The 20629-nt window shown below is 67.4% G+C and carries 21 protein-coding genes and 1 pseudogene; 17 read left to right on the forward strand and 5 right to left on the reverse strand.

Translation table 11 applies throughout. The features are described from left to right. Positions 1-7: 7 nt before the first annotated feature. The 8 genes and pseudogenes from Y590_RS00655 to Y590_RS00690 all read left to right on the forward strand — a co-directional run bounded on the left by Y590_RS00655 (position 8) and on the right by Y590_RS00690 (position 7387). Positions 8-331: a chaperone modulator CbpM gene (locus Y590_RS00655; protein ID WP_060768205.1), complete on the forward strand. Its 324-nt coding sequence runs from the start codon at positions 8-10 to the stop codon at positions 329-331. A gap of 150 nt (positions 332-481) precedes the next feature. Further along, complete coding sequence (locus Y590_RS00660) at positions 482-1030, forward strand: Hsp20/alpha crystallin family protein (RefSeq protein WP_060768206.1); 549 nt, start codon at positions 482-484, stop codon at positions 1028-1030. Between the two features lie 337 nt (positions 1031-1367). Next, complete coding sequence (locus tag Y590_RS00665; RefSeq protein WP_060768207.1) at positions 1368-1667, forward strand: putative quinol monooxygenase; 300 nt, start codon at positions 1368-1370, stop codon at positions 1665-1667. A 63-nt stretch (positions 1668-1730) separates the two neighbouring features. Next, positions 1731-2930 (forward strand): alcohol dehydrogenase catalytic domain-containing protein, encoded by a 1200-nt coding sequence (locus Y590_RS00670; protein WP_060768208.1) that lies wholly within the window; start codon positions 1731-1733, stop codon positions 2928-2930. A gap of 187 nt (positions 2931-3117) precedes the next feature. Further along, entirely contained in the window at positions 3118-4113 is a 996-nt protein-coding gene (locus Y590_RS00675; RefSeq protein ID WP_060768209.1) for a zinc-dependent alcohol dehydrogenase family protein, read from the forward strand. Between the two features lie 121 nt (positions 4114-4234). Then, entirely contained in the window at positions 4235-5044 is an 810-nt protein-coding gene (locus Y590_RS00680) for an IS5 family transposase (protein ID WP_060772095.1), read from the forward strand. A 76-nt stretch (positions 5045-5120) separates the two neighbouring features. Then, positions 5121-5912, forward strand: a pseudogene (locus Y590_RS00685) (IS701 family transposase); the annotation flags it as partial. Positions 5913-6229: 317 nt separating this feature from the next. After that, positions 6230-7387, forward strand: a complete 1158-nt coding sequence (locus tag Y590_RS00690) for a hypothetical protein (RefSeq protein WP_144439896.1) — start codon at positions 6230-6232, stop codon at positions 7385-7387. Between the two features lie 157 nt (positions 7388-7544). Here Y590_RS00690 and Y590_RS00695 read toward each other — a convergent pair whose 3' ends face one another. After that, positions 7545-8480, reverse strand: a complete 936-nt coding sequence (locus tag Y590_RS00695) for a LysR family transcriptional regulator (protein ID WP_060768211.1) — start codon at positions 8478-8480, stop codon at positions 7545-7547. A gap of 97 nt (positions 8481-8577) precedes the next feature. On the opposite strand from Y590_RS00695, the gene Y590_RS00700 reads away from it, so the two are divergent. Next, positions 8578-9552: an alpha/beta fold hydrolase gene (locus Y590_RS00700; protein WP_083530718.1), complete on the forward strand. Its 975-nt coding sequence runs from the start codon at positions 8578-8580 to the stop codon at positions 9550-9552. A gap of 96 nt (positions 9553-9648) precedes the next feature. On the opposite strand, the gene Y590_RS00705 is transcribed toward Y590_RS00700, so the two are convergent. Continuing rightward, entirely contained in the window at positions 9649-11313 is a 1665-nt protein-coding gene (locus tag Y590_RS00705) for a site-specific integrase (RefSeq protein ID WP_060768212.1), read from the reverse strand. Positions 11314-11420: 107 nt separating this feature from the next. Beyond that, the gene (locus Y590_RS26165) at positions 11421-12257 is read right to left on the reverse strand and encodes a hypothetical protein (protein ID WP_144439898.1); all 837 of its coding nucleotides are present in this window, start codon (positions 12255-12257) and stop codon (positions 11421-11423) included. 976 nt (positions 12258-13233) lie between these two features. Between Y590_RS26165 and Y590_RS00715 the strand changes: the two genes are divergently transcribed. From Y590_RS00715 to Y590_RS00725, 3 genes are read left to right on the forward strand one after another with little or no spacing between them, the layout of a single operon-like run. Further along, on the forward strand, positions 13234-13677 hold the full coding sequence (locus Y590_RS00715; protein WP_060768214.1) for a hypothetical protein: 444 nt from the start codon (positions 13234-13236) through the stop codon (positions 13675-13677). 12 nt (positions 13678-13689) lie between these two features. After that, entirely contained in the window at positions 13690-14100 is a 411-nt protein-coding gene (locus Y590_RS00720; protein ID WP_060768215.1) for a hypothetical protein, read from the forward strand. Beyond that, positions 14097-15347: a relaxase/mobilization nuclease domain-containing protein gene (locus tag Y590_RS00725; RefSeq protein ID WP_201026760.1), complete on the forward strand. Its 1251-nt coding sequence runs from the start codon at positions 14097-14099 to the stop codon at positions 15345-15347. The genes Y590_RS00720 and Y590_RS00725 overlap by 4 nt, the downstream gene beginning before the upstream one ends. 44 nt (positions 15348-15391) lie before the next feature. Here the strand turns inward: Y590_RS00725 and Y590_RS00730 are convergent, their stop codons facing one another. Together Y590_RS00730 and Y590_RS00735 are read right to left on the reverse strand one after the other, a co-directional pair. Further along, the gene (locus Y590_RS00730; protein ID WP_060768216.1) at positions 15392-15937 is read right to left on the reverse strand and encodes a PilZ domain-containing protein; all 546 of its coding nucleotides are present in this window, start codon (positions 15935-15937) and stop codon (positions 15392-15394) included. Between the two features lies 1 nt (position 15938). Next, a complete protein-coding gene (locus Y590_RS00735) occupies positions 15939-16943 on the reverse strand; it encodes a helix-turn-helix domain-containing protein (protein WP_060768217.1) in 1005 nt (334 codons plus the stop codon). 243 nt (positions 16944-17186) lie between these two features. On the opposite strand from Y590_RS00735, the gene Y590_RS00740 reads away from it, so the two are divergent. The 5 genes from Y590_RS00740 (at position 17187) to Y590_RS00760 (ending at position 20542) form a co-directional block, all read left to right on the forward strand. After that, positions 17187-18482, forward strand: a complete 1296-nt coding sequence (locus Y590_RS00740; protein ID WP_060768218.1) for a flagellin N-terminal helical domain-containing protein — start codon at positions 17187-17189, stop codon at positions 18480-18482. A 75-nt stretch (positions 18483-18557) separates the two neighbouring features. Then, positions 18558-18899 (forward strand): hypothetical protein, encoded by a 342-nt coding sequence (locus tag Y590_RS00745; protein WP_060768219.1) that lies wholly within the window; start codon positions 18558-18560, stop codon positions 18897-18899. Then, positions 18896-19372, forward strand: a complete 477-nt coding sequence (locus Y590_RS00750; protein ID WP_210172755.1) for a hypothetical protein — start codon at positions 18896-18898, stop codon at positions 19370-19372. The genes Y590_RS00745 and Y590_RS00750 overlap by 4 nt, the downstream gene beginning before the upstream one ends. A 145-nt stretch (positions 19373-19517) precedes the next feature. Further along, complete coding sequence (locus tag Y590_RS00755; RefSeq protein WP_060768221.1) at positions 19518-19847, forward strand: hypothetical protein; 330 nt, start codon at positions 19518-19520, stop codon at positions 19845-19847. A gap of 218 nt (positions 19848-20065) precedes the next feature. Then, positions 20066-20542 carry a hypothetical protein gene (locus Y590_RS00760; RefSeq protein ID WP_060768222.1) on the forward strand — a complete coding sequence of 159 codons (477 nt, stop codon included), beginning with the start codon at positions 20066-20068 and terminating at the stop codon, positions 20540-20542. Positions 20543-20629 lie beyond the last annotated feature (87 nt).

The raw sequence follows: 20629 nt of genomic DNA on the forward strand, positions 1-20629 counted from the left end.
GGACGATATGGACGCGCACGAATTCCAGGCTCGGTCGGACCTGAACCCCGGCACGCTCGAGATCTGGCTCGAAAGCGGCTGGCTTCGACCCACGTTCCGGGAGGGCGTCTGGCACTATTTCGAGATCGATGTGGCCAGGGCCCAACTGATCGGAGATCTCCAGCACGATCTCGGGATCAACGACGACGGCATCCCGGTCGTGCTCGACCTCATCGATCAGGTCGGCGGCTTGCGGCATGTGCTGCAGGCGATTGTGCGGGCCTTGCGGGCGCAGCCCGACCTCGTCCGCCGGGAGATTGTCGAGGCCTGCGCGGCGCAGGGCCGATCCTGACGCCGAACTGACCGGCGTCAGGGCCGCTTCGCGGCTGACCGGCTAATCCAACCCCAGCCGGACCAATTCTGCCAGTCCACAGGGAGAATCGATATCATGTCTCGCGGACCAGGAGCCTTCCAGAGGTCGAGCCGTTCGACGCGCCACGGCATGCCGGGCCCGTTGTTCACGCCGCTTCTCGCCCTCTACCACGACATGAACCGCCTTCTCGAGGACGCGCCAGGGGCGGGTGCCGGAACCGCGGGTGCCTCCAGCCCTGTGGGTGCCGCAATCCTCGTCCCGGACATCGACATCACCGAAACGGCGCACGCGGTGCGCATCACCGCCGAGGTGCCCGGCGCGCGCGAGGCGGATGTCGAGGTGACGATCGACGAGGACACCCTGGTCATTCGCGCCGTCAAGGAGATCGAGCGCCAGGAAGACCGACAGAGCACCCATGTGAGCGAGCGCGTGTTCGGCACGTTCCAGCGCGCCCTTGCGCTGCCGTTCCGGGTCGATCCTGAACGGGTCGAGGCTCGGGTCGAGAACGGGGTGCTGACGATCACGTTGCCGAAGACCGAGGCGCAGCAGCGGGCGCGCCGCGTGCAGGTTCGGGGCTCCGACACCGGCCAGGCCTCCGGATCCGAAGGCGTCCCCCGTCAGAACGGCACCGAAGTCGACCAGCAGGACAAGGCTCCCGAACAGACCACGCCGCATTGAAGAGGCCGGATCACGGCCGGTCCTTCCCCCACGCGCCGGACGATACGGTCGCATCGGGTGGGTGGAGGCTCCCCGCACGGGCCGGTTCGGCAATCGGCCGGGGCCGCAGGCGTGGACCATGCGCCGGTCCAGAACTGGTGGATGAACGGCTTTAGAGCGCCATCGCGAGCCTGTTCGTGGTGAGCGCCACCGTCCCGACCGCACCCCTCGTCGATCGCGCCCGCGGCCGGAGCGCGACCGCCGTCGGCGACTGGAGGAGCGCCGGACCCCGTCCAATGCGGGCCCGGCGCGGCGGTCACGTCTGCGTTGTCTGAGACTCTCCGGAAGGAACAGGCCGATGGCCAAATTTGCACTTTTCGTCATCCTGAACGCCAAGCCCGGACAGGAAGCGGCGGTCGAGACGTTTCTGCGGGACAGTCTGCCCGTCGTGCAGGACGAGCCCGGAACCGTCGCGTGGTTCGGCCTGCGTCTGGGCCCGTCGACCTTCGGGATCTTCGACGCGTTTCCCGACGAAGCCGCACGGCAAGCCCACCTCTCCGGCCGTGTGGCGTCGGCCCTGATGGAGAGGGCCTCCGATCTGTTCGCCACAGCCCCGCAGATCGAGAAGCTCGACGTGCTGGCGGCGAAGCTGCCCTGAGACGCCGCCGCGGGCCGATCGGAGACGATTGACCCGTCCTGAAATGAGGAAGGAACATCCGTCATGGCATCCAGCAATCGGGTCATCACGTATATGGGGCCGAGAAAGGTCGAGCTTCAAACCTTCGATTTTCCGAAGCTCGTCGATCCCAAGGGTAACGCGACGCCGCACGGGGCGATCCTCAAGATCGTCACCACCAACATCTGCGGCAGCGACCAGCATATCTACCGCGGCCGGTTCCCCGCCCCCTCCGGCATGGTGCTCGGCCACGAGATGACGGGCGAGGTGATCGAGACCGGGCCCGATGTGCATTTCATCAGGAAAGGCGACCTCTGCTCGGTCCCGTTCAACGTCTCATGCGGGCGGTGCCGCAACTGTAAGGAGCGCCATACCGACACCTGCATGAACGTCAACGATGCGGTCGATTGCGGCGCCTACGGATTCAATCTCGGCGGCTGGCAGGGCGGACAATCCGACTATCTCATGGTTCCCTACGCCGACTGGAACCTGCTTCGCTTCCCCGACAAGGATCAGGCGCTGGCGAAGATCAAGGATTTGACCTTGCTCTCCGACATTCTGCCCACGGGCTTTCACGGCTGCATCCAGGCAGGCGTCAAATACGGTTCGACAGTCTATATCGCGGGTGCAGGACCCGTCGGCAGGTGTGCCGCCGCCTCTGCTCAGCTGCTGGGCGCCTCCTGCATCATCGTCGGCGACATCAACAGCGAGCGTCTCGCCCTCGTGAAGAGCGCCGGGTATGAGACCGTCGATCTGTCCTCCGAAACGCCGCTCGCCGACCAGATCGAGGCGATCCTCGGCGCACGGGAGGTGGATTGCGGCGTCGACGCCGTCGGCTTCGAGGCACACGGGAACGGGCCCGGCGCCGGAGAGGATCCGGCTGCCGTCCTCAACGCGATGGTCGAGGTCGTTCGCGCCAACGGCGCCGTCGGAGCGCCCGGAATCTACACGCCGGGGGATCCCCAGGCCATCGACGACGACGCCAAAGCCGGGCGGTATCGGATCGACTTCGGCAAGGCCTGGATCAAGTCGCCGCATATCTCGGCCGGCCAAGCCCCCATCATGCACTACAACCGCGATCTGATGATGGCGATCCTCTGGGATCGCATGCCCTATCTCGGCAAGGTCGTGAACGTCGAGGTCATCCCGCTCGAACGGGCGACTGAAGCGTACCGGATCTTCGATCAGGGGGCGCCCAAGAAGTTCGTCATCGATCCGCACAACACGACGAAACTGGCGGCCTGAGACATCGGAGGGCGCCGCGCCCGTGCCGCGCCGAGCCCGTGTCGAGCCGAGTCCCTGCCGCGCGCGTCAGCGCCCATCGGCAGGGACCGGAGGGAGCCCGTAGGATCGGCTTCGCCCGGCCTCTGCGCCGGGCGATTGCTGCGTCCCTCACGCGCGCCGAGGCGCGAGCATTGAAGGAGACGTCGCCATGGCGCGCGTGGTCAGGTTTCATCGGACCGGCGGGCCGGACGTGATGCAGTTCGATGATCTCCCGGTCGGCGATCCGCAGCGCGGAGAGATGCGCGTCCGCATCGAGGCGATCGGTCTCAATCGCGCCGAGGCGATGTTCCGGTCTGGCACCTACCTTGAAGACCCGCGCCTGCCCGCGCGCCTCGGCTACGAAGCCTCCGCGATCATCGAGGCCTTGGGAGACGGCGTCGACGGGTTTGCGCCGGGCGATTCCGTCAGCGTCATCCCGGCCTTCTCCATGAACGATTACGGCGTTTACGCCGACACGGCCATCGTTCCGGCCTACGCTGTCCTCCAACGCCCGACCGGCGTCTCAACGATTGAGTCGGCGGCGGTGTGGATGGCCTACCTCACGGCGTGGGGGGCCCTCATCGACATCGGTCGTCTCGGGCGCGGCGACGCGGTCATCATTTCGGCGGCGTCCTCAAGTGTCGGACTCGCGGCGATCCAGATCGCGAACAGCGTCGGCGCGGTCCCGATCGCAACGACCCGGACGCGTGCCAAGGCGGCGGCGTTGGTTAAGGCGGGCGCCGCGCATGTTGTCGTCACGTCCGAGCAGGAGATCGGCGCCGCGGTCAACGATGCGACGGGCGGCAAGGGCGCGCGCCTCGTGTTCGACCCGGTCGGTGGCCCTCAGGCCGCGGCGCTGGCCCAGGCGATGAGCCACCGCGGCGTCATGCTGATCTACGGTGCCCTCGCGACCGCACCCACACCATTTCCGATCATCGCCGCGCTGCAGAAGGCTCTCACGCTGCGTGGCTACACCCTGTTCGAGTTCGTTCGGGACCCGGAGCGGCTGGCCCGCGCCGCGGCCTTTATTGAGGACGGGCTCGCCGACGGGGGGCTCGAGCCAATCATTGCGAAAACTTTCTCGCTCGACGCGATCGTTCAGGCACATGTCTACTTGGAGTCGAACGAGCAGTTCGGGAAGATCGTCGTCACAGTCCCCCACTGACACCGCCGTGCTCGACCGGCGCGATCTAGCACGGCTGACGCGCGCCACAACGTCCTCTTGCGAAAGACGGTCCCGGCCTAAGCGTGTTATGAACTGATGAGCAGGATTGGCGTTGCGGATGATGCCTTCTGATCGCCGCGCCTATCCGTCCGACGTGTCTGATGAAGAATGGGCGCTGGTGGCGCCCTACCTCGCGCTGCTGCGAGAGGACTCGGCTCAGCGCGACCACGAGCTGCGCGAGGTGTTCAACGGTCTGCGCTACATCGTGAAGACGGGGGCGCCCTGGCGGTTCATGCCGCACGATCTGCCGCCGTGGGCGGCCGTCTACCAGCAGACGCAGCGCTGGCTGGCGGCCGACAGCTTCGTGGCGGTGGCGGGCGACCTTCGGGCGGTGCTGCGCAGGGCGGCGGAGCGGGAGCCGGAGCCCTCGGCGGTGATTCTCGACAGCCGGACGTTGCGCTCCTCGCCCGAGAGCGGCGAGCGGGCCGGCTACGACGGGGCCAAGCGCAAGCGGGGGGCGAAGGTGCATCGGGCAGGGGACACGCCGGGCCATGTCGTGGCGCGGCACGTGACGCCCGCCGATGTCGACGACCGGGCCGAGGTCGGCCGGCTGGCGGCCGAGGTTCAGGCGGAGGCGGGCGACAGCGTCGCGTTGGCCTTTGTCGACAAGGGCTATTCGGGGCCCAAGCCGGCCGCCGCCGCGAGCGCCCAAGGCATCGACCTGGAGGTGGTCAAGGCGCCCGAGGCCAAGCGCGGCTTTGTCCCGCTGCCGCGCCGGTGGGTGGTGGAGCGCTCGTTTGCCTGGGCCACCCGCTGTCGGCGCTTGGTCAAGGATTACGAGCGCTACGCCAGCACATTGGCCGGACTTCACAGGGTTGCCTTCGTCTGCCTCATGCTCAGGCAAGCTGAAAAGCTCATGACAGGTCCATAACACGCTCTAACACTACCTGGGCACTTTGAGGGTCATTGGGCGTTCTGATCCTGCGGTGTCACTGTGGGAGACAGACATGGCCGAGAGATCGTCGGGGCCGGACCTCGATGCATGGCTAGCCCCGTTCCTGGCTGCGATGGGACGCAAGACGCGGCGGACCTGGGCGCCACTGTACCTGCGTGGCCTGCTTGGTCCCGGGGATCGCAAGAGCCTGCAGCCGATGGCAGCGCGTCTGGGGCTTTCGGGCCACGACCAGTTGCAGCACTTCATCGCCAGCCCGGCCTGGGACGACAGCCCGCTCTGGACAGAGTTGGCCCACTCCGCGGACCGGCTGGTCGGCGGATCCGACGCCTGCCTGGTGATCGATGACACGGCCCTGCCGAAGAAGGGCACGCGCTCGGTGGGCGTGGCGCGCCAGTACTGCGGAGCGCTGGGCAAGAAGGCCAACTGCCAGTCGCTTGTCTCCCTCACCCTGGCGCGGGGCGAGGTGCCCGTGCCGGTCGCCCTGCACCTGTTCCTGCCGGAGGAGTGGGTCGCCGACCCGAAGCGGTGCGAGCGGGCGGGTGTGCCCGAGGCGGCGGTGGTGCCACAGAGCAAGGGCGAGATCGCGCTTGCCGAACTCGACCGCCTACGGGCCGAGGGCGTCCGCTTCGGTGTGGTGCTGGCCGATGCCGGCTATGGCGGTAGCGCCGTGTTCCGGCATGGCCTCGACGCGCGCGGGCTGACCTGGGCGGTGGGGATCGCCAAGAACCAGAAGGTCTACGATCCAGGCGTGCGGCTGGTGGAGCCGGGCGGGCGGGCGCGCAGACCCGTGCCGGATCAGGAGCCGCGGGAGGCCGAGGCGGTTCTCGCCGCGCAGCCCTATCAGGGAGATGCTGAGGGCCGTTTCCGTAGCCACGACAGAGACTTGCACGTAATCCACCCTTCAGCACGCCGGTTTCACGGGGATTACATCTCGCGAAGCGGTCTGCAAGACTTGCCTACTCCCAACATAGTGCGAGGGGTCGTTCCCTGAAAGAACAGCTTTCGGAGGGCAGGCAGCTGAATGGCGAATCCTGCCATAACGGCACGTGCTATCCCGTCGGCGGACAAGCCCTGGACGTCAATCCTAGGTTGACCTTAGAAGGTATCCCCAGCCGTCGCCCGCGCGATCCTGCGGGGCTCGGTCGACGGAAAAAGATGGCCATGGACGGGGCACTCATCAGGCAATGGTTCGCGCTCTTCACGTTGGGCGCCGTCATGGCGTGCTACGTCTACGCGCACTTCACGAGTAGGCCGTTCCGAATTGTTCCTGCCCTCCTAGCGACCTCCGCCATCGTCACCGCCATCGAACTGCTGCCGTCTGTTTTTGCCTCCTGGGAATGGGCAGTCGCCATCGGCTTCGCCGTCATGGTCGGTTCTGCGGCGGGATACCGGATCGCCAGGAAGGGAGCTGACGGTGGTCATCTACAGGAAAAATCCGTTCGGTTGATCCGCGAGTTCACCTCGGACCGACGTTTGCTCTTCGTCGCAGCGGCGACCCTCGTGGCGGTTTTCGTGACTGCCTTGTTCGGGCGATGGTCGAAGGCAGGGGGGGCTTCGAGCTTCTGGGCGTCCTACTACGCTTCGTGGACGGCCAACCTCGCTTTCTTCGCCCTTCTAGGGGTTGCTGGCATCGTCGTCAGCATCTACCGGCCGGAGAAGGACGAGTTCAGCCGACGCGTGCGCATCCTTTTCGGGGGGCGCCAGGACGCTGCGGTGGATTACATCACTGAGACGATCCGCTCGATTGGATACTACGCCGAAGAAGTGGTCAGAACCTATCGCATCCAAGAATTCGACCATGACAGGAAAGCCGCCAGGATCCGGGTCGAGCACAGGACGGTGACGCGGAATTTCTATGACGACCTATCTGCGACCGATAGGGCAGCTATCACGCTCATACCCGATCCCCTCAATCCGTCGATGGATCAGGTCGGAGAACTCCTGTCGTTTTCGGTCGGTGGCGTAAACCGCCTTCAGCATCCAATGCCGATCAAGTCGGGTGTCGAGTTTACCCACGTCGAAACCATTGAGATCCCTAGCGGCGGCTCGTCGACCGTGGAGGTCGTGTCGCAGGCATGGTATTCTCTCTCTGAGACGCATCAGTTCGAGCCCAACCGATTCGCGAAGGTGGTGCGCATCGAGGTGGTTTACGAAGGGAATACCCCTGGGATGTCCGTGCCGGTCACGGTTGATGCGCCTCACGCGGAAAGCTTACGCCTCGGCTATCTCAAAAAACTCAAGGTCGCCGACATGGTCAACAAGCCACCTGGCAAAGCGGCCTTCGCTTTCCGATTGGGTTTTCCGAATGCCGACGCATAAGGGCTTGAGACGTAAGGGCACGTTGATTATTTCACGGTTTATCATGATGATAGACCTTAGCAGGGAGACGGGTTGATGATCGGTCGCATCAAGGAAACTGGCGTCTAGGACGCAATCTCTAAACATGAAGGGGGCCCATCTCGGGCCCCCTTCATGTTTAATGGCCGTCCGTCAGGACCTGCGCAGGGCCGGAGACGATGCCCCTGATGGCCTGCAGCCGAGGGATCGCGAAGTCGATGAACGCTCGGACCGCCGGGCGCAGGAACCGGGCCGAGGGATAGGCCACGTACAGCTCGGTCGATCGGATCTCGTGCTCCCGAAGGACCCGCACCAGCCGCCCGTCCGACAGAGCCTCCTCCACCAGTTGGACCTGCGCCGTCCCGACGCCGCGGCCGGCGAGGATCGCATCGACGAGCACCTGCGCGTTGTTGGTGGTCAGGATCGGGGCCACGCGGATCTCCGTCGCCTCCCCTCCCCGCAACAGGGTGAGGCTGCCGTCGCGGCCCAGCACCGTATCGGTCGCCAGCACGGCGTGCCGGAGCAGGCATTCCGGCTCACGCGGCGCACCGCATCGGTCCAGGTAGGCCGGCGTCGCGACGAGGATGCGCTGGATCAAGCCGACCCGGCGCATCACGATGTCCTCCCCCGTCGGTCGACCTGCGCGAATGGCCAGATCGATGCCCTCGTGAACGAGGTCGGCATGCCGGTTCTCCAGCGTCAGGCGAACCGACACGTCGGGGTGCCGCTCCTGGAACGCCATGACGATCGCGTGCACCCGCCGCTCGCCGAGGCAGACAGGCCCGTGCAGGCGCAGACTGCCCCGAACTGCGCCTCCGTCGTCGCGCACGCTCTCGATGGCCGCGTCGATCGCCGAGAGCGGACCTTGGACGGCATCGTAGAGCCTCGCCCCCGGCACGGTCGGCCGAAGCGCGCGGGAGTGCCGTTCGAACAAGCGTGCGCCGGCATGCGCCTCCAGGTTCCGGAGCAGCTTGCTGACGGCCGGCTGCGAGACCCCGAGGTCGCGGGCGGCGGCGGTGACGGAACCCCGTTCGACGGTGCGGATGAAGGCGCGCAGGGCGGCGGTGAGATCCATCCATGCCTTCCGGTTATGGGATCGGTACCCGAGCCGAACGTAGACCCTCGGTCAGGACTGGCCAATCGTCCTCAGCGCCATCGCTGGGAGAGACCCGATGCCGATCCATCGCCGTACGCTTCTTCGCCTTGCCGCCGGCGCCCCGTTCGCAGGATTGGTCGTCGCTCCGGGCGGTGCGGGGGCCGTTCCCGGATTGTCCCCGGTCGGGGACGAGGCGGCCCGGAACACACCCCTGCCGCTTGGCGCGGAGAGCCGCTTCGCGACGCTGAACGGGGTACGGCTGCATTACGTCATCGCCGGATCGGGTCCGGCGCTGGTGCTGCTGCACGGGTGGCCGCAGACGTGGTTCTCGTGGTCGGAGACGATGCGCACCTTCGCGGATCGCTTCACGGTGATCGCACCCGACCTCAGGGGCCTCGGCCTGTCCGAGCGTACCGCGTCTGGCTACGACAAGCGCACGGTCGCCGAGGACATCAAGGCTCTGATCGACCATGAGGCGGGCGGGAGTGCCGCCGTCATCGGTCACGACATGGGCGGCAAGGCCGCCTACGTCCTGGCACACCTCCACCCGGACAGGGTCTCCCGCCTCGTCCTGGTCGATTGCCTGTTGCCCGGGACCGAGAATGCCGATGCGCTGCAGGGAGGCGCGTGGCACTACGGCTTCCACATGGCGCCCGACATCCCCGAGATGCTGACAGCCGGGCGGGAGCGGGACTACATCCGGGCGCAGATCCGGGCATGGTCGCACCGCATGGATGCGGTCACGGAGGCTGCCGTCACCGAGTATGCCCGGCACTACGCTACGCCCGGCGGGATGACGGCGGGGTTCGACTACTATCGGGCCCTGCCCCGGGATGCCGCCCTCATGGCCTCGTTCGGCAAGAGGAAGCTCGCGATGCCGGTGCTAGCCGTGGCGGGACGCCAGAGCGTCGCCGGCCGGCTTGGCAGCGCCTTGAGGGATCGAGCGGAGCTCCTGAACGAGGTGCTCGTCGATGCATGCGGGCACTTCGTTGCGGAAGAGGCGCCCGGCCCGTTCCACGAAGCCGTCCGTCGCTTCCTGCCCGCTTCGTAGCTTCCGTGCCGGTCCGCGACGCAGCGCGTACGAGTGGGATGTCTATCAAGGAGGAGGACCCCGGCGTTTCGACGCCGGGGTCCATCGGAGGGTGGTTCAGCGCTTGATGAGGGTGAGCGCGTCACGCCGCAGGTAGGCAAGCTGCTTGGCCGACCTCTCGCGACTGATCCTGCGGTCGCGCCGACGGCGATCCCGCGTCATGTGGTCGTCCTTCGGGAGCTTGGCCGCGAAGATGGGCTGCGCCGGCTCGATCTGTGCCGCTGCCGGCATCGTCGGTCGGCGCGGCACGAACACGGGCACCGGCACCGGCGCGACCACTGGCACGGGCTCGACCTTCGGCGCCGGCCTCGCTTCCGACGCAGGACGCGGTCTAGGCTTGCGGGTCTTGCCACCGACGAAGACGTCGGCCTTCAGGCCCTTGCCGTAGCCGAGTTCGTCCGCGGCGGTGTCCTGCCCCTCCAGGGTCCACTGCCCGTAGATCCGGACCGCGGCCTGGACGCTCATGCCGAGCAGGTCGGCCGCCGCACGCACGTCGGTCCGCCCCACCCGCAGCCAGGTCGCCGCCGTGTGCCGCAGGACGTGCGGCACCACCTCCTTGCCAAGCCCGGCATCGGCGATGACGGCATCCCAGATGCAGCTCGGGCTGGTGGCGTAGGCCGAACCGTCCGGCCGGTGGATGACGTGGGTGATGCCGAAGGCGAGGTCGGCGTCGCGCCACGGAATCGCCATCGCGGCAAATTTCCGCGCCAGCCTCGAACTCGCGCGGGGCTTACCTTCCTTCGGATCGCGGCCGAAACCGCGCCGATGGATGAAGCACCCGTCGAGGTCGAGGCAGCCGCCGTCCTCGCTGGCCAACCACGACAGCTCTCGCGACGCGGTGTTGCGGGTCCCGGTGTAGAGGCCGACCGCCACGAACCGCCGGAGCATCCTGCGGTTCAGCACCATGTGGCGCGGACGCAAGACGTGCCGGGTGACCGTCACGCCGTCGGGACCGGTCACGGTCTCGACCATCCAAGTGTTTGTCGCCGGGTCCCAGACCCGACCGCGGATCGCCCAGAGGATGCGTGCGACCTCCGATCGCCGCAGCCAACGGGTCCGGCCGGGGCCTGCTTTCGGGACATGGACGTTCGGGTGCCAGGCGAGCGCGTGCTCGTCGGCGTAGAGGCGGACCGCCTTGCGCAGCTCGAACAAGTCCTCCCGTGCCGAGGCCACCTTCGCCAAGGGAGCGTCGGGCGCCCCCTCGCGATACCTCGCGTCCGGCAGGCTCGTGCGCCACTCGATGTAGAGCTTGCACTCCGCGGTCGTGACGTCCTTGAGAACCTTGGCCCCGAAGTAGCGGGCAAGGGTTCCGAGGCGGGTCGTCAAAGCCGAGTAGGTCACCTTCTCAGCGTCGGTGGCGTTCCGCCCGGGGCGGGCCGCTTCGAGGAGATGGGCGAGCACCGCGGCGACCGGCACCATCCTCGGAGCGACGATGCCGCGTTCCTTGGCCCCCTTCTGCAGCCTGTACAGGTCGAGCAGGGTCTGGGCCTCGCTCTCGCTGCCCTCGGGCAGGCGGGTCGAGATCTCGATCTTTCCGTCGCGGATGTAGATCGTCTTCCGCGTCGCGTCGGTCCGCGAACTGCGCAGAACCAGGCGCGGCTGCTGCGGCGCGGGTCCCCGGCGGCGCTCAGGCTCCGGGAGCGCCGCCGCCGTCGTCATCAGCGCGACGCGAATGTCCTCGGCGGCGTGCCCGAGGGCACCCGCTTGCTTCTTCTCAGCCATGATTCTAGGGTCCGACATCTCGTGCCCGCATGCATGCATGCGGGCGTTTCGGGAGGCGGACGCGGGGCGGGTCTTCCGCCAAGTTAACGCGCTCCGTGTCCGCCGACTTACTGTCCCGCCCTGCCGTTGACGGCGGGCGCGACAGATCTCTTCGCCGCGCGTCGGGGACGCGCGCGCTCTCGGCCGAGCGCCTTCGCCTCGGCGAGCTTCATCTGGAACACCGCCTCGGGCGACGTCACGACGGCTTCCGCCACGCCCAGCCCCACCGCGGCGGCCTCGTCGAGGCCCATCCGGCGGATCGCCATCGGGGTGGTGAAGAACTTGCCCGCGACCTTGGTGATCGCGAGGCTGCCGTCACGGCCGGCTGTCCTCAGGGTGTTCGTAGTGATCGGGCCGGCCGGCCAGAACAGGGCGGCCGCCTCGGGCAGTGTCAGCAGCTCGTCATCGGTCCACTCCTCTGCGCGGGGCCGGCCAGCGATCCGCGGAGGCATCCGCGTCGAGCGCCTGGCCGGCTCGTCGGCGACAGAGAACTCAGGCAGTCCGATCGAGTCAACGTCCAGGGATTGCGGTCCAGCCTGGACGCGAGCCGTCGGGGTCGCGCCGGAAACAGTGCCGGTTTCAGAATGACAAGGATCGATTGCACCATCCTTTGTCGCCGGCTCCATGGAATGCCCGTAAGCCTCTGGCAGAACGTCGAAAAGTCCAGGTTGATCCGGGTCCGGCACAACGATCGAACGGTCGGCTTTTGCGGCCGTCTCTATAGGAGGAATGGATTTCTCCGGCTCGGTCCGGGGTACGACCGTTAAAGGATCGCCTAAAGATCCGGCCCCCTCTTCCCCTGCGACAATCTGCTCCGGTTTGTCCGGCTCATCTTCCTGGCCGAGGACGGTCGAACCCCGGCACGGCTCCTCATTGCCCATTGGTTCGGGGGGATCGGTCGGCACCGAGTCCTCTCTCGAATGCGCTTTTCCGCTGCTGACGACGGTTCGTGCCCCAGACGGGGGCCGGGCGTTTCGCATCCCATCGTGTGCGGCGGGCCGCATCACCGGGTCCACGGGCGGAAGCCTTGGTGACGCCGCCCGCGGCGGCGGCATCTGGACGGCGTCACTTGTGACGACGGCCATGGCTGGCTCTCTTTCCTGCGCCCTCGGCTGCGGGCCCCGGTCGGCATGCCGCGACTTGTCATGCGCTGGCCGTGCAGGACCCACTGACTTTGCCGCAGGGACGGTCGAGAGGCCTTCACGCGGCCGGGATCCCGACTTGCGCCCACGATCCAGCAGGCGAGCGGGCTGCCCCAGCCCAAGTATCTTGAAGAATTGTGCAAACAACGGTGCTCTCCGTTTCGGTTGAGTTCCGATTGTCCGCGTTCGCTTCGGTATCGCCAAATTCGAGGCGCCAGCCCGCGATGTGCCGCTGCGACACAAGCCATGGCTGTTGCAACATCCTCGCTCCGGCCGTGCCTTTTCAGCGCCGAAAATTCGGCGAATCGGTCGGTTCAGCAGAGCCTTACGTGGCTGATACGGCTTCATTCACCCGGCCCGGCCGATTCGTGCGCTTCGCAGCTTCCAGTGATGGTTGCAGGCGCGATGGTAGCCGGATCATGCCCAGCGCGGCTTACCACAGGTTGTATTTAGCGGTCAGATAAATCCGAGATGCACCAGTATGGTCATGCGATTTCCCTGGCCATTACTCCGGTGCTTCATTTTGTTTCGACCTTTGTCCTAGAGAAATGTGCACACACTTGTCATGCTGAGATATTTATCTAAAATTTTACTGGTCGTTCTACGTCCCCGCCGTGAGCTGCCCGCCCCGGTTCGAGCGCCGACTGCGCCTCCTCGCTCGATCCGGCCGCCAGGGTTCGGCTCCATCCGCATCCTCTCGCTCGCGACCGCGACACGCGAGTACGCCCAGCGTCTCGCCATGGGCACGTTCGAGACGGCGCGGTCCGCCGACCTGGATCCGCTGATCGCGGCGATGGGACCGGAGATCTGGGGATGGCAGTATGCCCGGCGCCTGACCGGGCAATCCGCGTGGCGGGCTCGCCCGGACGTCGACGAGCGTCGCGAGCGCATGATCGCGGCCGACCAGATGACGGCCGACATCGAACTCTGGGAACGGGCGATCGCCACGCACGACCGCTTTGCCGAGCGTGCCCGCCGTTACGGCGATCGGCCGCCCGACCCCTTGGCCGTCCCGTCCCTGGTCCGGGACATTCTCGCCGAACGCCAAAAGGCGGCCCTGCAGCGGGCCGAGCGCAGGCGGCGGCGTGGCGAGGGAGAGGGCGGCGGCCCGGAACCGGTGCCCGACGAGGCGGTCCGGCATCCCGTTCCTCCGAACCCATCCAACCCCAATCCCGCAGCGTGAATCGACGTGCCGATGTCCGAGAAATCCGAAAATCCCGCGGTGTCCGCGTTGCTCGAAACGGAACCGGGCACCAACCCGCTGTCCGGCAAGCGGCCGACGCTGCAGCAGCGGTTCGTCACCCGGGTCAGCCCGGATCTGGCCCGGGCCATCGTCGTCGCATCCCGCCGCGAGGGGCTGAGCGCCAGCGCATGGGTCCGGCGGCTCATCCTGGAGAGGACGCCGCTGCAATCCGAGGTCGACGCGCACAGCGGCCGGCCCGTGCGCCTGCCCAAGGAAGAGGTCACGGCGATCGCGGCAGCGGTGCGAGAGCTCGCCTCGGTCAACGCCGCGATCACCCTGTCCGACGGGCGGGCCGCCCGCGCCGGGCTCGACCGGGCGCGGGATCTGCTCATCCCCGTGCTGATGCGGCATGCCCGGCGATGATATCCGGGGCCACGCGCGGCCAAGGCGTCGGCGACGCGCTCGCCCGGCACCTGTTGAACCCGGAGAACGAGGCGGTCGTGGTGATCCCCGCACGCGGCCTCGGCAGCACCGGCCTCACGGCCCAGGTGCGCGAGCTGGTCGCGCTGTCGCTCGGCGGCCGGACCGATCGGCCGATCTACCACGTCCACCTCGACCCGGATGCCGGCATCGCCGACGAGGCCGCGGCGCGGGCGCGGTGGTGGGCGCTGTTCGAGGCCGAGTTCGGCATGGAAGGGCAGCCGTTCTGCGGTGTCGAGCACGTGAAACACGGGCGCCACCACGAGCATCGCGTCTACGGTCTCGTCCGGCCCGACGGTTCGGTGATCGATCTGGCCTGGGACTACCCGCGCCGCGAGAAGATCAGCCGGATCGTCGAGCACGCGTTCGGTATGGCGCCGGTGGCGTCAAAACACGCCCGGAGCCTCGCCCGGCGCCTCCGCGACGAGGGACGCCCCGACGTCGCCGACTGGCTGACGCGGTCCGGAAGCCTGGAACGGACGCGCCCGATCGCTCCGCTCACGCCCGCCGAGCGGCTGCAGCAGGAACGCACCGATACGCCTCTCGACGCCGTGCGCCGGGCGGCGCTGGCGGCATGGCGCGAGAGTGCCGACGGGCCGACCTTCGTGGCGGCCCTTCGCGCACGCGGCTTCGATCTGCGGCGCGGGCGCAAGGGCCCCGTCATCGTCGACGGGAGCGGCAGCGCGCACCTCGCGACGCGCGTGATCGGAGCGGCAGCCCGCCGCTTCGAGGGGAAACGGATCTTGGCCGCCGCCGTGAAGGAACGGATCGGCAGCCTGACATTGGAGGCATTGGAACATGGATGGAATGGAAATTGCGCGCCGGTTCGACGCGCAGGATCGGCTGCTGCGGGCGATCGTCGGAATGCTGGCGCCGGAGCCGAGCGAGACGGAAGGCTCGGGATTCGAGGACCTGATCGAGGTGCTGGCGGACCTGACGGAGGCGGTGGCCGAGGTGACGGCGGCGGTGCGGGCCCTGCGCTCGAACGCCTGCGCGCCCTTCCCACAGGTCGGGCCCTGATCCTGCGCCGTCGCCTCTCGGGACTGCATCCGGCCGTGGCAACCTTCTTGTCGGCGACCGAGCGCGCCCGGGCGGCCATCGCCCGGATCGAGGAGCGGAATGCCTACGAGAAGGAGCGCGCCTGGAGGTTATGGGGGCTCACCGACATCTGGGGCCTCCCCCTCCGTTGACAGCTACGCTCGCGCGATCGCACCCACACCGGCCAACCGGAAGTTCATAGGACGATGCCCTCGGTCACATCGTATGGGCTCAACGGCAGCACGAAGCGGACGCCGATGCCGGTCTCGGTGTGACGGACGACATGGCCCCGACGCCGGTTGATGGCGATCGGTGTCCCGATCCCGGGACAAGGCGTCAAATCGACGGATGCCCCATTCGCGGAGACATCACGTAGGGACCCGTGGACCTCGGCGCCGTCCCAAACAACGACTACCCCGGTCCGCATCGGCGTGATCCGGACAGCCTCTCGTCGGTCCAATGCTCCATCCGCCTGGCCCGCATGCCATGTGAGACGCGCGGCAAGGCGGTCCCTCTGGACGGGGCCGGCCTCCAGTTCGAGGTGGAACGTCCCATCCGAAAGCCTCGCCGCGCGTCCCGTGAGAAGGCCGAGCCCGGGAATGCGGCAGACGATCCGCTCGCCCGGGACGGGGGCGCGGTCGCCCGCAATCTCCAGCGCCTCGGGTGTGTCGCCGCGAAGCGTACAGTCGCGCTCCGCGCCCGATCCGTCGAGGTAGCGTCCCGGCAGGCTGACCGACGACACCTCAGAGCTCCTTGATCCAGGACAGCAGCGCCGTCCCGGTTTCCCAGCGGGACCCGACCCGAAACGATGCGTCGACATCCCGAGGATTCACGCCGTAGCGCGCATGGAATGCCTTGCTGAAGCTCTTCAGGTTCTCGTAGCCGCAAGCGTAGGCCACGCTCGATATCCGGCGGGCGTCGCCGCCTTCCACGCCGGAGAGGATGCGCATCGCCCGGGCCAGACGACGATTACGGATGTAGGTCATCACGCCGCCTTCCGGCTCGAACAGCGCGTAGATCGGCGTGCGCGACAGGCCGAAGCGGGCGCAGAGCAGCTCGACGCCGAGGTCGGTCCGGTCGAGGTTCGCCTCGATGAACTGCCGGATCTCGATCGCCGCCACCGCCGGACGGTTGTACCCGCTGTCGGATGCTGGGGTCAGGGCAGCGTTGCACAGGGCGACCGTCGCCACCGAGAGCAGGTTCCGTTGCTCCTCGTCCGTGCCGTCGAGGCAATGCCGAACGTTCCGGATGTGGTCCGAGAGCAGGCGCACGAGCGGCCGATCGCGTCGCGAGAGGACGCTCCTGTGGAGGTCGCCGACCTCGCCCACCCGAGCGTCGAAGGCCCGCCGCGGGATGCATAGGCTGATCGCATCGACGCCGGTGAACGCTCGGCCGAAGGCCGGCTGCGCCATATCGACGAGGAGGATGTCTCCGCCGTGGATCGGCGTCTCGCCCGAAGAAGCGTCGATCATGGCGCGCCCGTTCAGGTGGTGCTGGAAGTAGACGTGATCGACCGCGTGGGAAGCGATCTGCGGACCCGTCCGCTCCACGGTCTGCGCCGACGCATGTAGTCCGTACAGATGGATGCTGCCGACCTTCCAGGCACGGAAGTGCACTTCGTCGGGAAGCGGCCGGTCGCGATCGGGGGTCGAAACCCAGATCGGAGCGACCGTCTCGACCCACGCCTCCCGGCGTAGCTTCTCGTCTCCCAGAAGCGGGATCTGCGGGTCTATGACTTCTGGCTGCATGCGTCGAACGTCGTGATGGACGAGGCGACACAGGCGTCAAAGCGCCGACAAAAGCAAGTCATTATCCAGCAAGTCACGCCTCAAATTTCGTTTAAGACAGATCGGGACGGAAATAGACATAACACGGACGGCAGTAGACAAGATCGGGTTGGTTCGGTCTGAAATGTTTTGAGGTGATAAACTTGCTGATCCGAGGATTGCTCACGGTTCGACGCCCCTCGTCGAGCGGAGAAGGATCCCGAGATGTCATCCGCCATTACGCTGTCCGCCGCGACGCGGCAGAACCTGCTGTCCCTGCAGGACACCGCCGGCCTGGCCGCCACGAACCAGGGCCGCCTCGCCACCGGCAAGAAGGTGAACTCCGCCCTCGACAACCCGGTGAACTTCTTCACCGCCCAGAACCTCTCGAACCGTTCCACCGCCCTGTCCGGCCTGCTCGACGGCATCTCCAACGGCATCCAGACCATCCAGGCCGCCGCCAAGGGCATCGACACCGTCACCTCGCTGGTGAAGCAGCTGCAGTCGGTGGTCAGCCAGGCGCAGTCGAACGCGGCGACCAACCTGCCGAAGGTCTCCGGCACGGTGGCGCTCGGCACCGCCGGCGAGGCGAGCACCACGGGCAAGAGCCAGCGCGACGTCGCCATGGCCAAGACCGTGCTCGGCACCGCCGGACCCGCGACGAGTTCCGCCAGCGGCAATCTCGGCCTCAGTGCCAGCGCCGCCAATCAGGTGCAGCTCAAGGCCGGCAACGCCGTCTACACCTACACGGTCGGCGCGACCGACACCCTCGGCGACGTCGTCAACGCCATCAACAAGTCGGGCATCGCGAACGCCTCGGTCGATTCAAACGGCCTCCTCAGCGTCACTGGCAGCGGCTCGGAAGCGCTCACCGTCAGCCTCGGCGCGACCACCGCGGGCACGTTTGCGGCCTCCTCGACCGATACGGCCTTGTTGTTCGGCACGGCGACGACGAGCGGGGTGACCGGGGGCGGCACCTCGGCGCAGCGTTCGGCCCTGGTCGACCAGTTCAAGAACCTGCGCACGCAGATCAACCAGGCCGCCCAGGACGCCGGCTTCAACGGCACCAACCTGCTGGCCGGCGACAAGCTCACGGTCGTCTTCAACGAGAAGACCGGCGGCGCGCAGTCCAAGCTCGACGTGCAGGGCGACGCCCTCACTGCCTCCGGCCTCGGCATCGGCAGCCTCGTCGACAGCGCGACGACGCAGCCGGGCGCGGATTTCGGCGTGCAGAACAACGCCGACCTGACGAAGGCGTCCAACGCGCTGACCAATGCGCTGACGTCCTTGAACTCGCTGTCCTCGACCCTCGGCTCGAACCTCTCGGTGGTTCAGACCCGCCAGGACTTCACGAAGAACCTCGTCAACGTGCTCGAAACGGGGTCGGCGAACCTGACCAACGCCGACATGAACGAGGAGGCCGCCAACTCGCAGGCCCTCTCGACCCGGCAGTCGCTGGGCATCTCGGCGCTCTCGCTCGCCAACCAGGCCAATCAGGGCATCCTCCAGCTCCTGCGCTGATCGCCGAAACCACGGGCGGCCGTCATCCGCCGCCCATCATCCGCGCCCCCTTATCGACGTCGGCGGACAAGTCCCATGCTTCCCAAACCCGTGTTTCCCCTGCTGGCCGCGCTCGGCCTGGCTCTCGGTGCCTGCAGCGACGAGCCGACCGAAGCGGCGATGGTGCAGGCCATGAACGACTTCATGTCCCGCATGTCCCGGCAGCAGGCCGCTGCGCCCGCCACCATGATGGGACAGCGTCGGCAGCCTCAGCCGATGCCCGTGATCGAGGATTTTCGAAAGATCGGCTGCAAACCGGCCCAGCCCGACGCCGGATACCGCTGCGAGTTCGAGGCGACGGTCAACGGAAGCCGCGGCAGCAAAGCCAATGGCCGCTTCTTCAAGGCGGCCGACGGCACCCTCACGATGGTCGAGTGAGGCTGCATACGATGTCGAGACCTAACCCTCGCGGGATCGGCCTTGCCGCCATTCTCCTCCTTTTGCAGGCGGGAACCGCATCCGCCGTCGAACTGCCGGAGGCTGTCCGGTCCTGGTTCGGCACCGACCGGTCGATCGTCTGTATCGATCCGAACGGCAACGATCGTCGCTGCGCGGTCGACGTCGACACGCAGGTCGAACTTCGGCGCTCGCCGGACGCATCGACGGCGATTGCTTTCGTGACCTACCTGCCGGATCCCACCGGCAATTCAACCGCGACCGCGGCCGCGATCTTCCGGGCCGACCAGACGGGTTGGCGGCATCTCCGGACCCTCACGGAGGTCCGGAACCCGCTGGCGGGCAAGGTCACTTTCGGCGATCGGACCGCGACCTTCGCGGTCGCCGTGCCGCGACGCGGCGACAGCCACTGCTGCCCGACCGGCCGCAAGACCTACCGCATCGCCATGCCCTGAACCTCGGCCTTCGGACCCGGCGGGCAGGGCTCGTCCCATCGCCCGCCGGCCACGCCCTCGATCGCCCCCTCGACACCCGCCCCCGTCCGGCGACGGCACGTCCGGTCGTCCGGATGCATCGTCTCCAAATCAGGACCACCGACCCATGAAGAGTGCAACCTTCCTCGCAGCGGGGCTCTGCCTGACGCTCGCGGCCTGCAGCGACGAGCCGACGGAATCGGCGATGAGGGAGGCCATCACGAACGCGTTGATGGCCTCCTACAAGATCCATGTGGCCGGGATGGCCCTGATCGGCAGCCGGCCACCGCCGGAGCCGATGCTCTCGGCCTTCAAATCCCACGGATGCAAGCCCGCCATAGGGGTGCCCGGCCACGTCTGCGAAATGAGCTTCGCCATCAATGGCATCGACAAGGGCGTGAGCACGGGGCGCTTCTTCAAGCAGGCGGACGGAACCCTCGCAATCGCGGATCGGTGAGCCGCCCTCAAAGTCGGCGAGACGACGACCTTCCCCGCGCCGGCAAACGTACGGAGATGGACATGCGTACCGTGAAACTCGGACTGCCGGCCGCTGCCGTACTGGTTTGCCTCGGCGCGGCGGTAAGCGCGGGACCTGCGCCGGCGCAGGGCCCGAGGCCGAGCGCGAAACCGACGACGCCCAGCGATCGACCCGATGCGTCCGCCGCCCGATGGGCCATGCTCGATCCGGTTCGGCTCATCGCCGATCAGATGCGTCTGGAGAAGAACGGCAACATGACGGGCCTGCTCTCCAAAGGCTTCAAGGCTGCCTACGATGCCGTTCCGCGGGACGAGGACAATCTGGGCCCGACCATCCTCGGCTTCGGATACGACGTGCCCGACAGGGTCGCGGAGGTTTCCGGCCTGCGATACGACGATGCGGCCAATCCGGTAGAGGCATCCGCCACGGCGACGCTGCACTACACGAACGAGGACGCGCCGGTGCCGTCGTTCAACCGCAGCATCGTGGTCGCCTTCGTCGAGGAGGACGGCCGGTGGAGGATCGACGATGTCCGTCCGGTCGATCCGAAGGGGCACCCGACGGGTCGGTACGTTGGGCTGAAGCGCGCATTCGAGAAGCTGGCGGAGGAACGCGTGCGTTCCACCGTCGAGCGCCCTGGCCCGGCAACCGCACCTCGATCGGCTTCCCGGTGATTGCCGCATGCCGTGTGCCGGGGATGGAGGCGATCGGTTCGTCGGTCGGGCCGTCGAATGCCGTTTGCCGTCTCGAACGTCTGCTGC

The organism is Methylobacterium sp. AMS5, from assembly GCF_001542815.1.
Lineage (GTDB): Bacteria > Pseudomonadota > Alphaproteobacteria > Rhizobiales > Beijerinckiaceae > Methylobacterium.

Coding starts and splice junctions, on each gene's coding strand:
- Y590_RS00740 (WP_060768218.1), top strand. CDS start 17,187: ATGTCATCCGCCATTACGCTGTCCGCCGCGACGCGGCAGAACCTGCTG.
- Y590_RS00665 (WP_060768207.1), top strand. CDS start 1,368: ATGGCCAAATTTGCACTTTTCGTCATCCTGAACGCCAAGCCCGGACAG.
- Y590_RS00725 (WP_201026760.1), top strand. CDS start 14,097: ATGATATCCGGGGCCACGCGCGGCCAAGGCGTCGGCGACGCGCTCGCC.
- Y590_RS00675 (WP_060768209.1), top strand. CDS start 3,118: ATGGCGCGCGTGGTCAGGTTTCATCGGACCGGCGGGCCGGACGTGATG.
- Y590_RS00680 (WP_060772095.1), top strand. CDS start 4,235: ATGCCTTCTGATCGCCGCGCCTATCCGTCCGACGTGTCTGATGAAGAA.
- Y590_RS00760 (WP_060768222.1), top strand. CDS start 20,066: ATGCTCGATCCGGTTCGGCTCATCGCCGATCAGATGCGTCTGGAGAAG.
- Y590_RS00745 (WP_060768219.1), top strand. CDS start 18,558: ATGCTTCCCAAACCCGTGTTTCCCCTGCTGGCCGCGCTCGGCCTGGCT.
- Y590_RS00695 (WP_060768211.1), bottom strand. CDS start 8,480: ATGGATCTCACCGCCGCCCTGCGCGCCTTCATCCGCACCGTCGAACGG.
- Y590_RS00660 (WP_060768206.1), top strand. CDS start 482: ATGCCGGGCCCGTTGTTCACGCCGCTTCTCGCCCTCTACCACGACATG.
- Y590_RS00655 (WP_060768205.1), top strand. CDS start 8: ATGGACGCGCACGAATTCCAGGCTCGGTCGGACCTGAACCCCGGCACG.
- Y590_RS00700 (WP_083530718.1), top strand. CDS start 8,578: ATGCCGATCCATCGCCGTACGCTTCTTCGCCTTGCCGCCGGCGCCCCG.
- Y590_RS00690 (WP_144439896.1), top strand. CDS start 6,230: ATGGACGGGGCACTCATCAGGCAATGGTTCGCGCTCTTCACGTTGGGC.
- Y590_RS00705 (WP_060768212.1), bottom strand. CDS start 11,313: ATGGCTGAGAAGAAGCAAGCGGGTGCCCTCGGGCACGCCGCCGAGGAC.
- Y590_RS00720 (WP_060768215.1), top strand. CDS start 13,690: ATGTCCGAGAAATCCGAAAATCCCGCGGTGTCCGCGTTGCTCGAAACG.
- Y590_RS00670 (WP_060768208.1), top strand. CDS start 1,731: ATGGCATCCAGCAATCGGGTCATCACGTATATGGGGCCGAGAAAGGTC.
- Y590_RS00735 (WP_060768217.1), bottom strand. CDS start 16,943: ATGCAGCCAGAAGTCATAGACCCGCAGATCCCGCTTCTGGGAGACGAG.
- Y590_RS00715 (WP_060768214.1), top strand. CDS start 13,234: ATGGGCACGTTCGAGACGGCGCGGTCCGCCGACCTGGATCCGCTGATC.
- Y590_RS00755 (WP_060768221.1), top strand. CDS start 19,518: ATGAAGAGTGCAACCTTCCTCGCAGCGGGGCTCTGCCTGACGCTCGCG.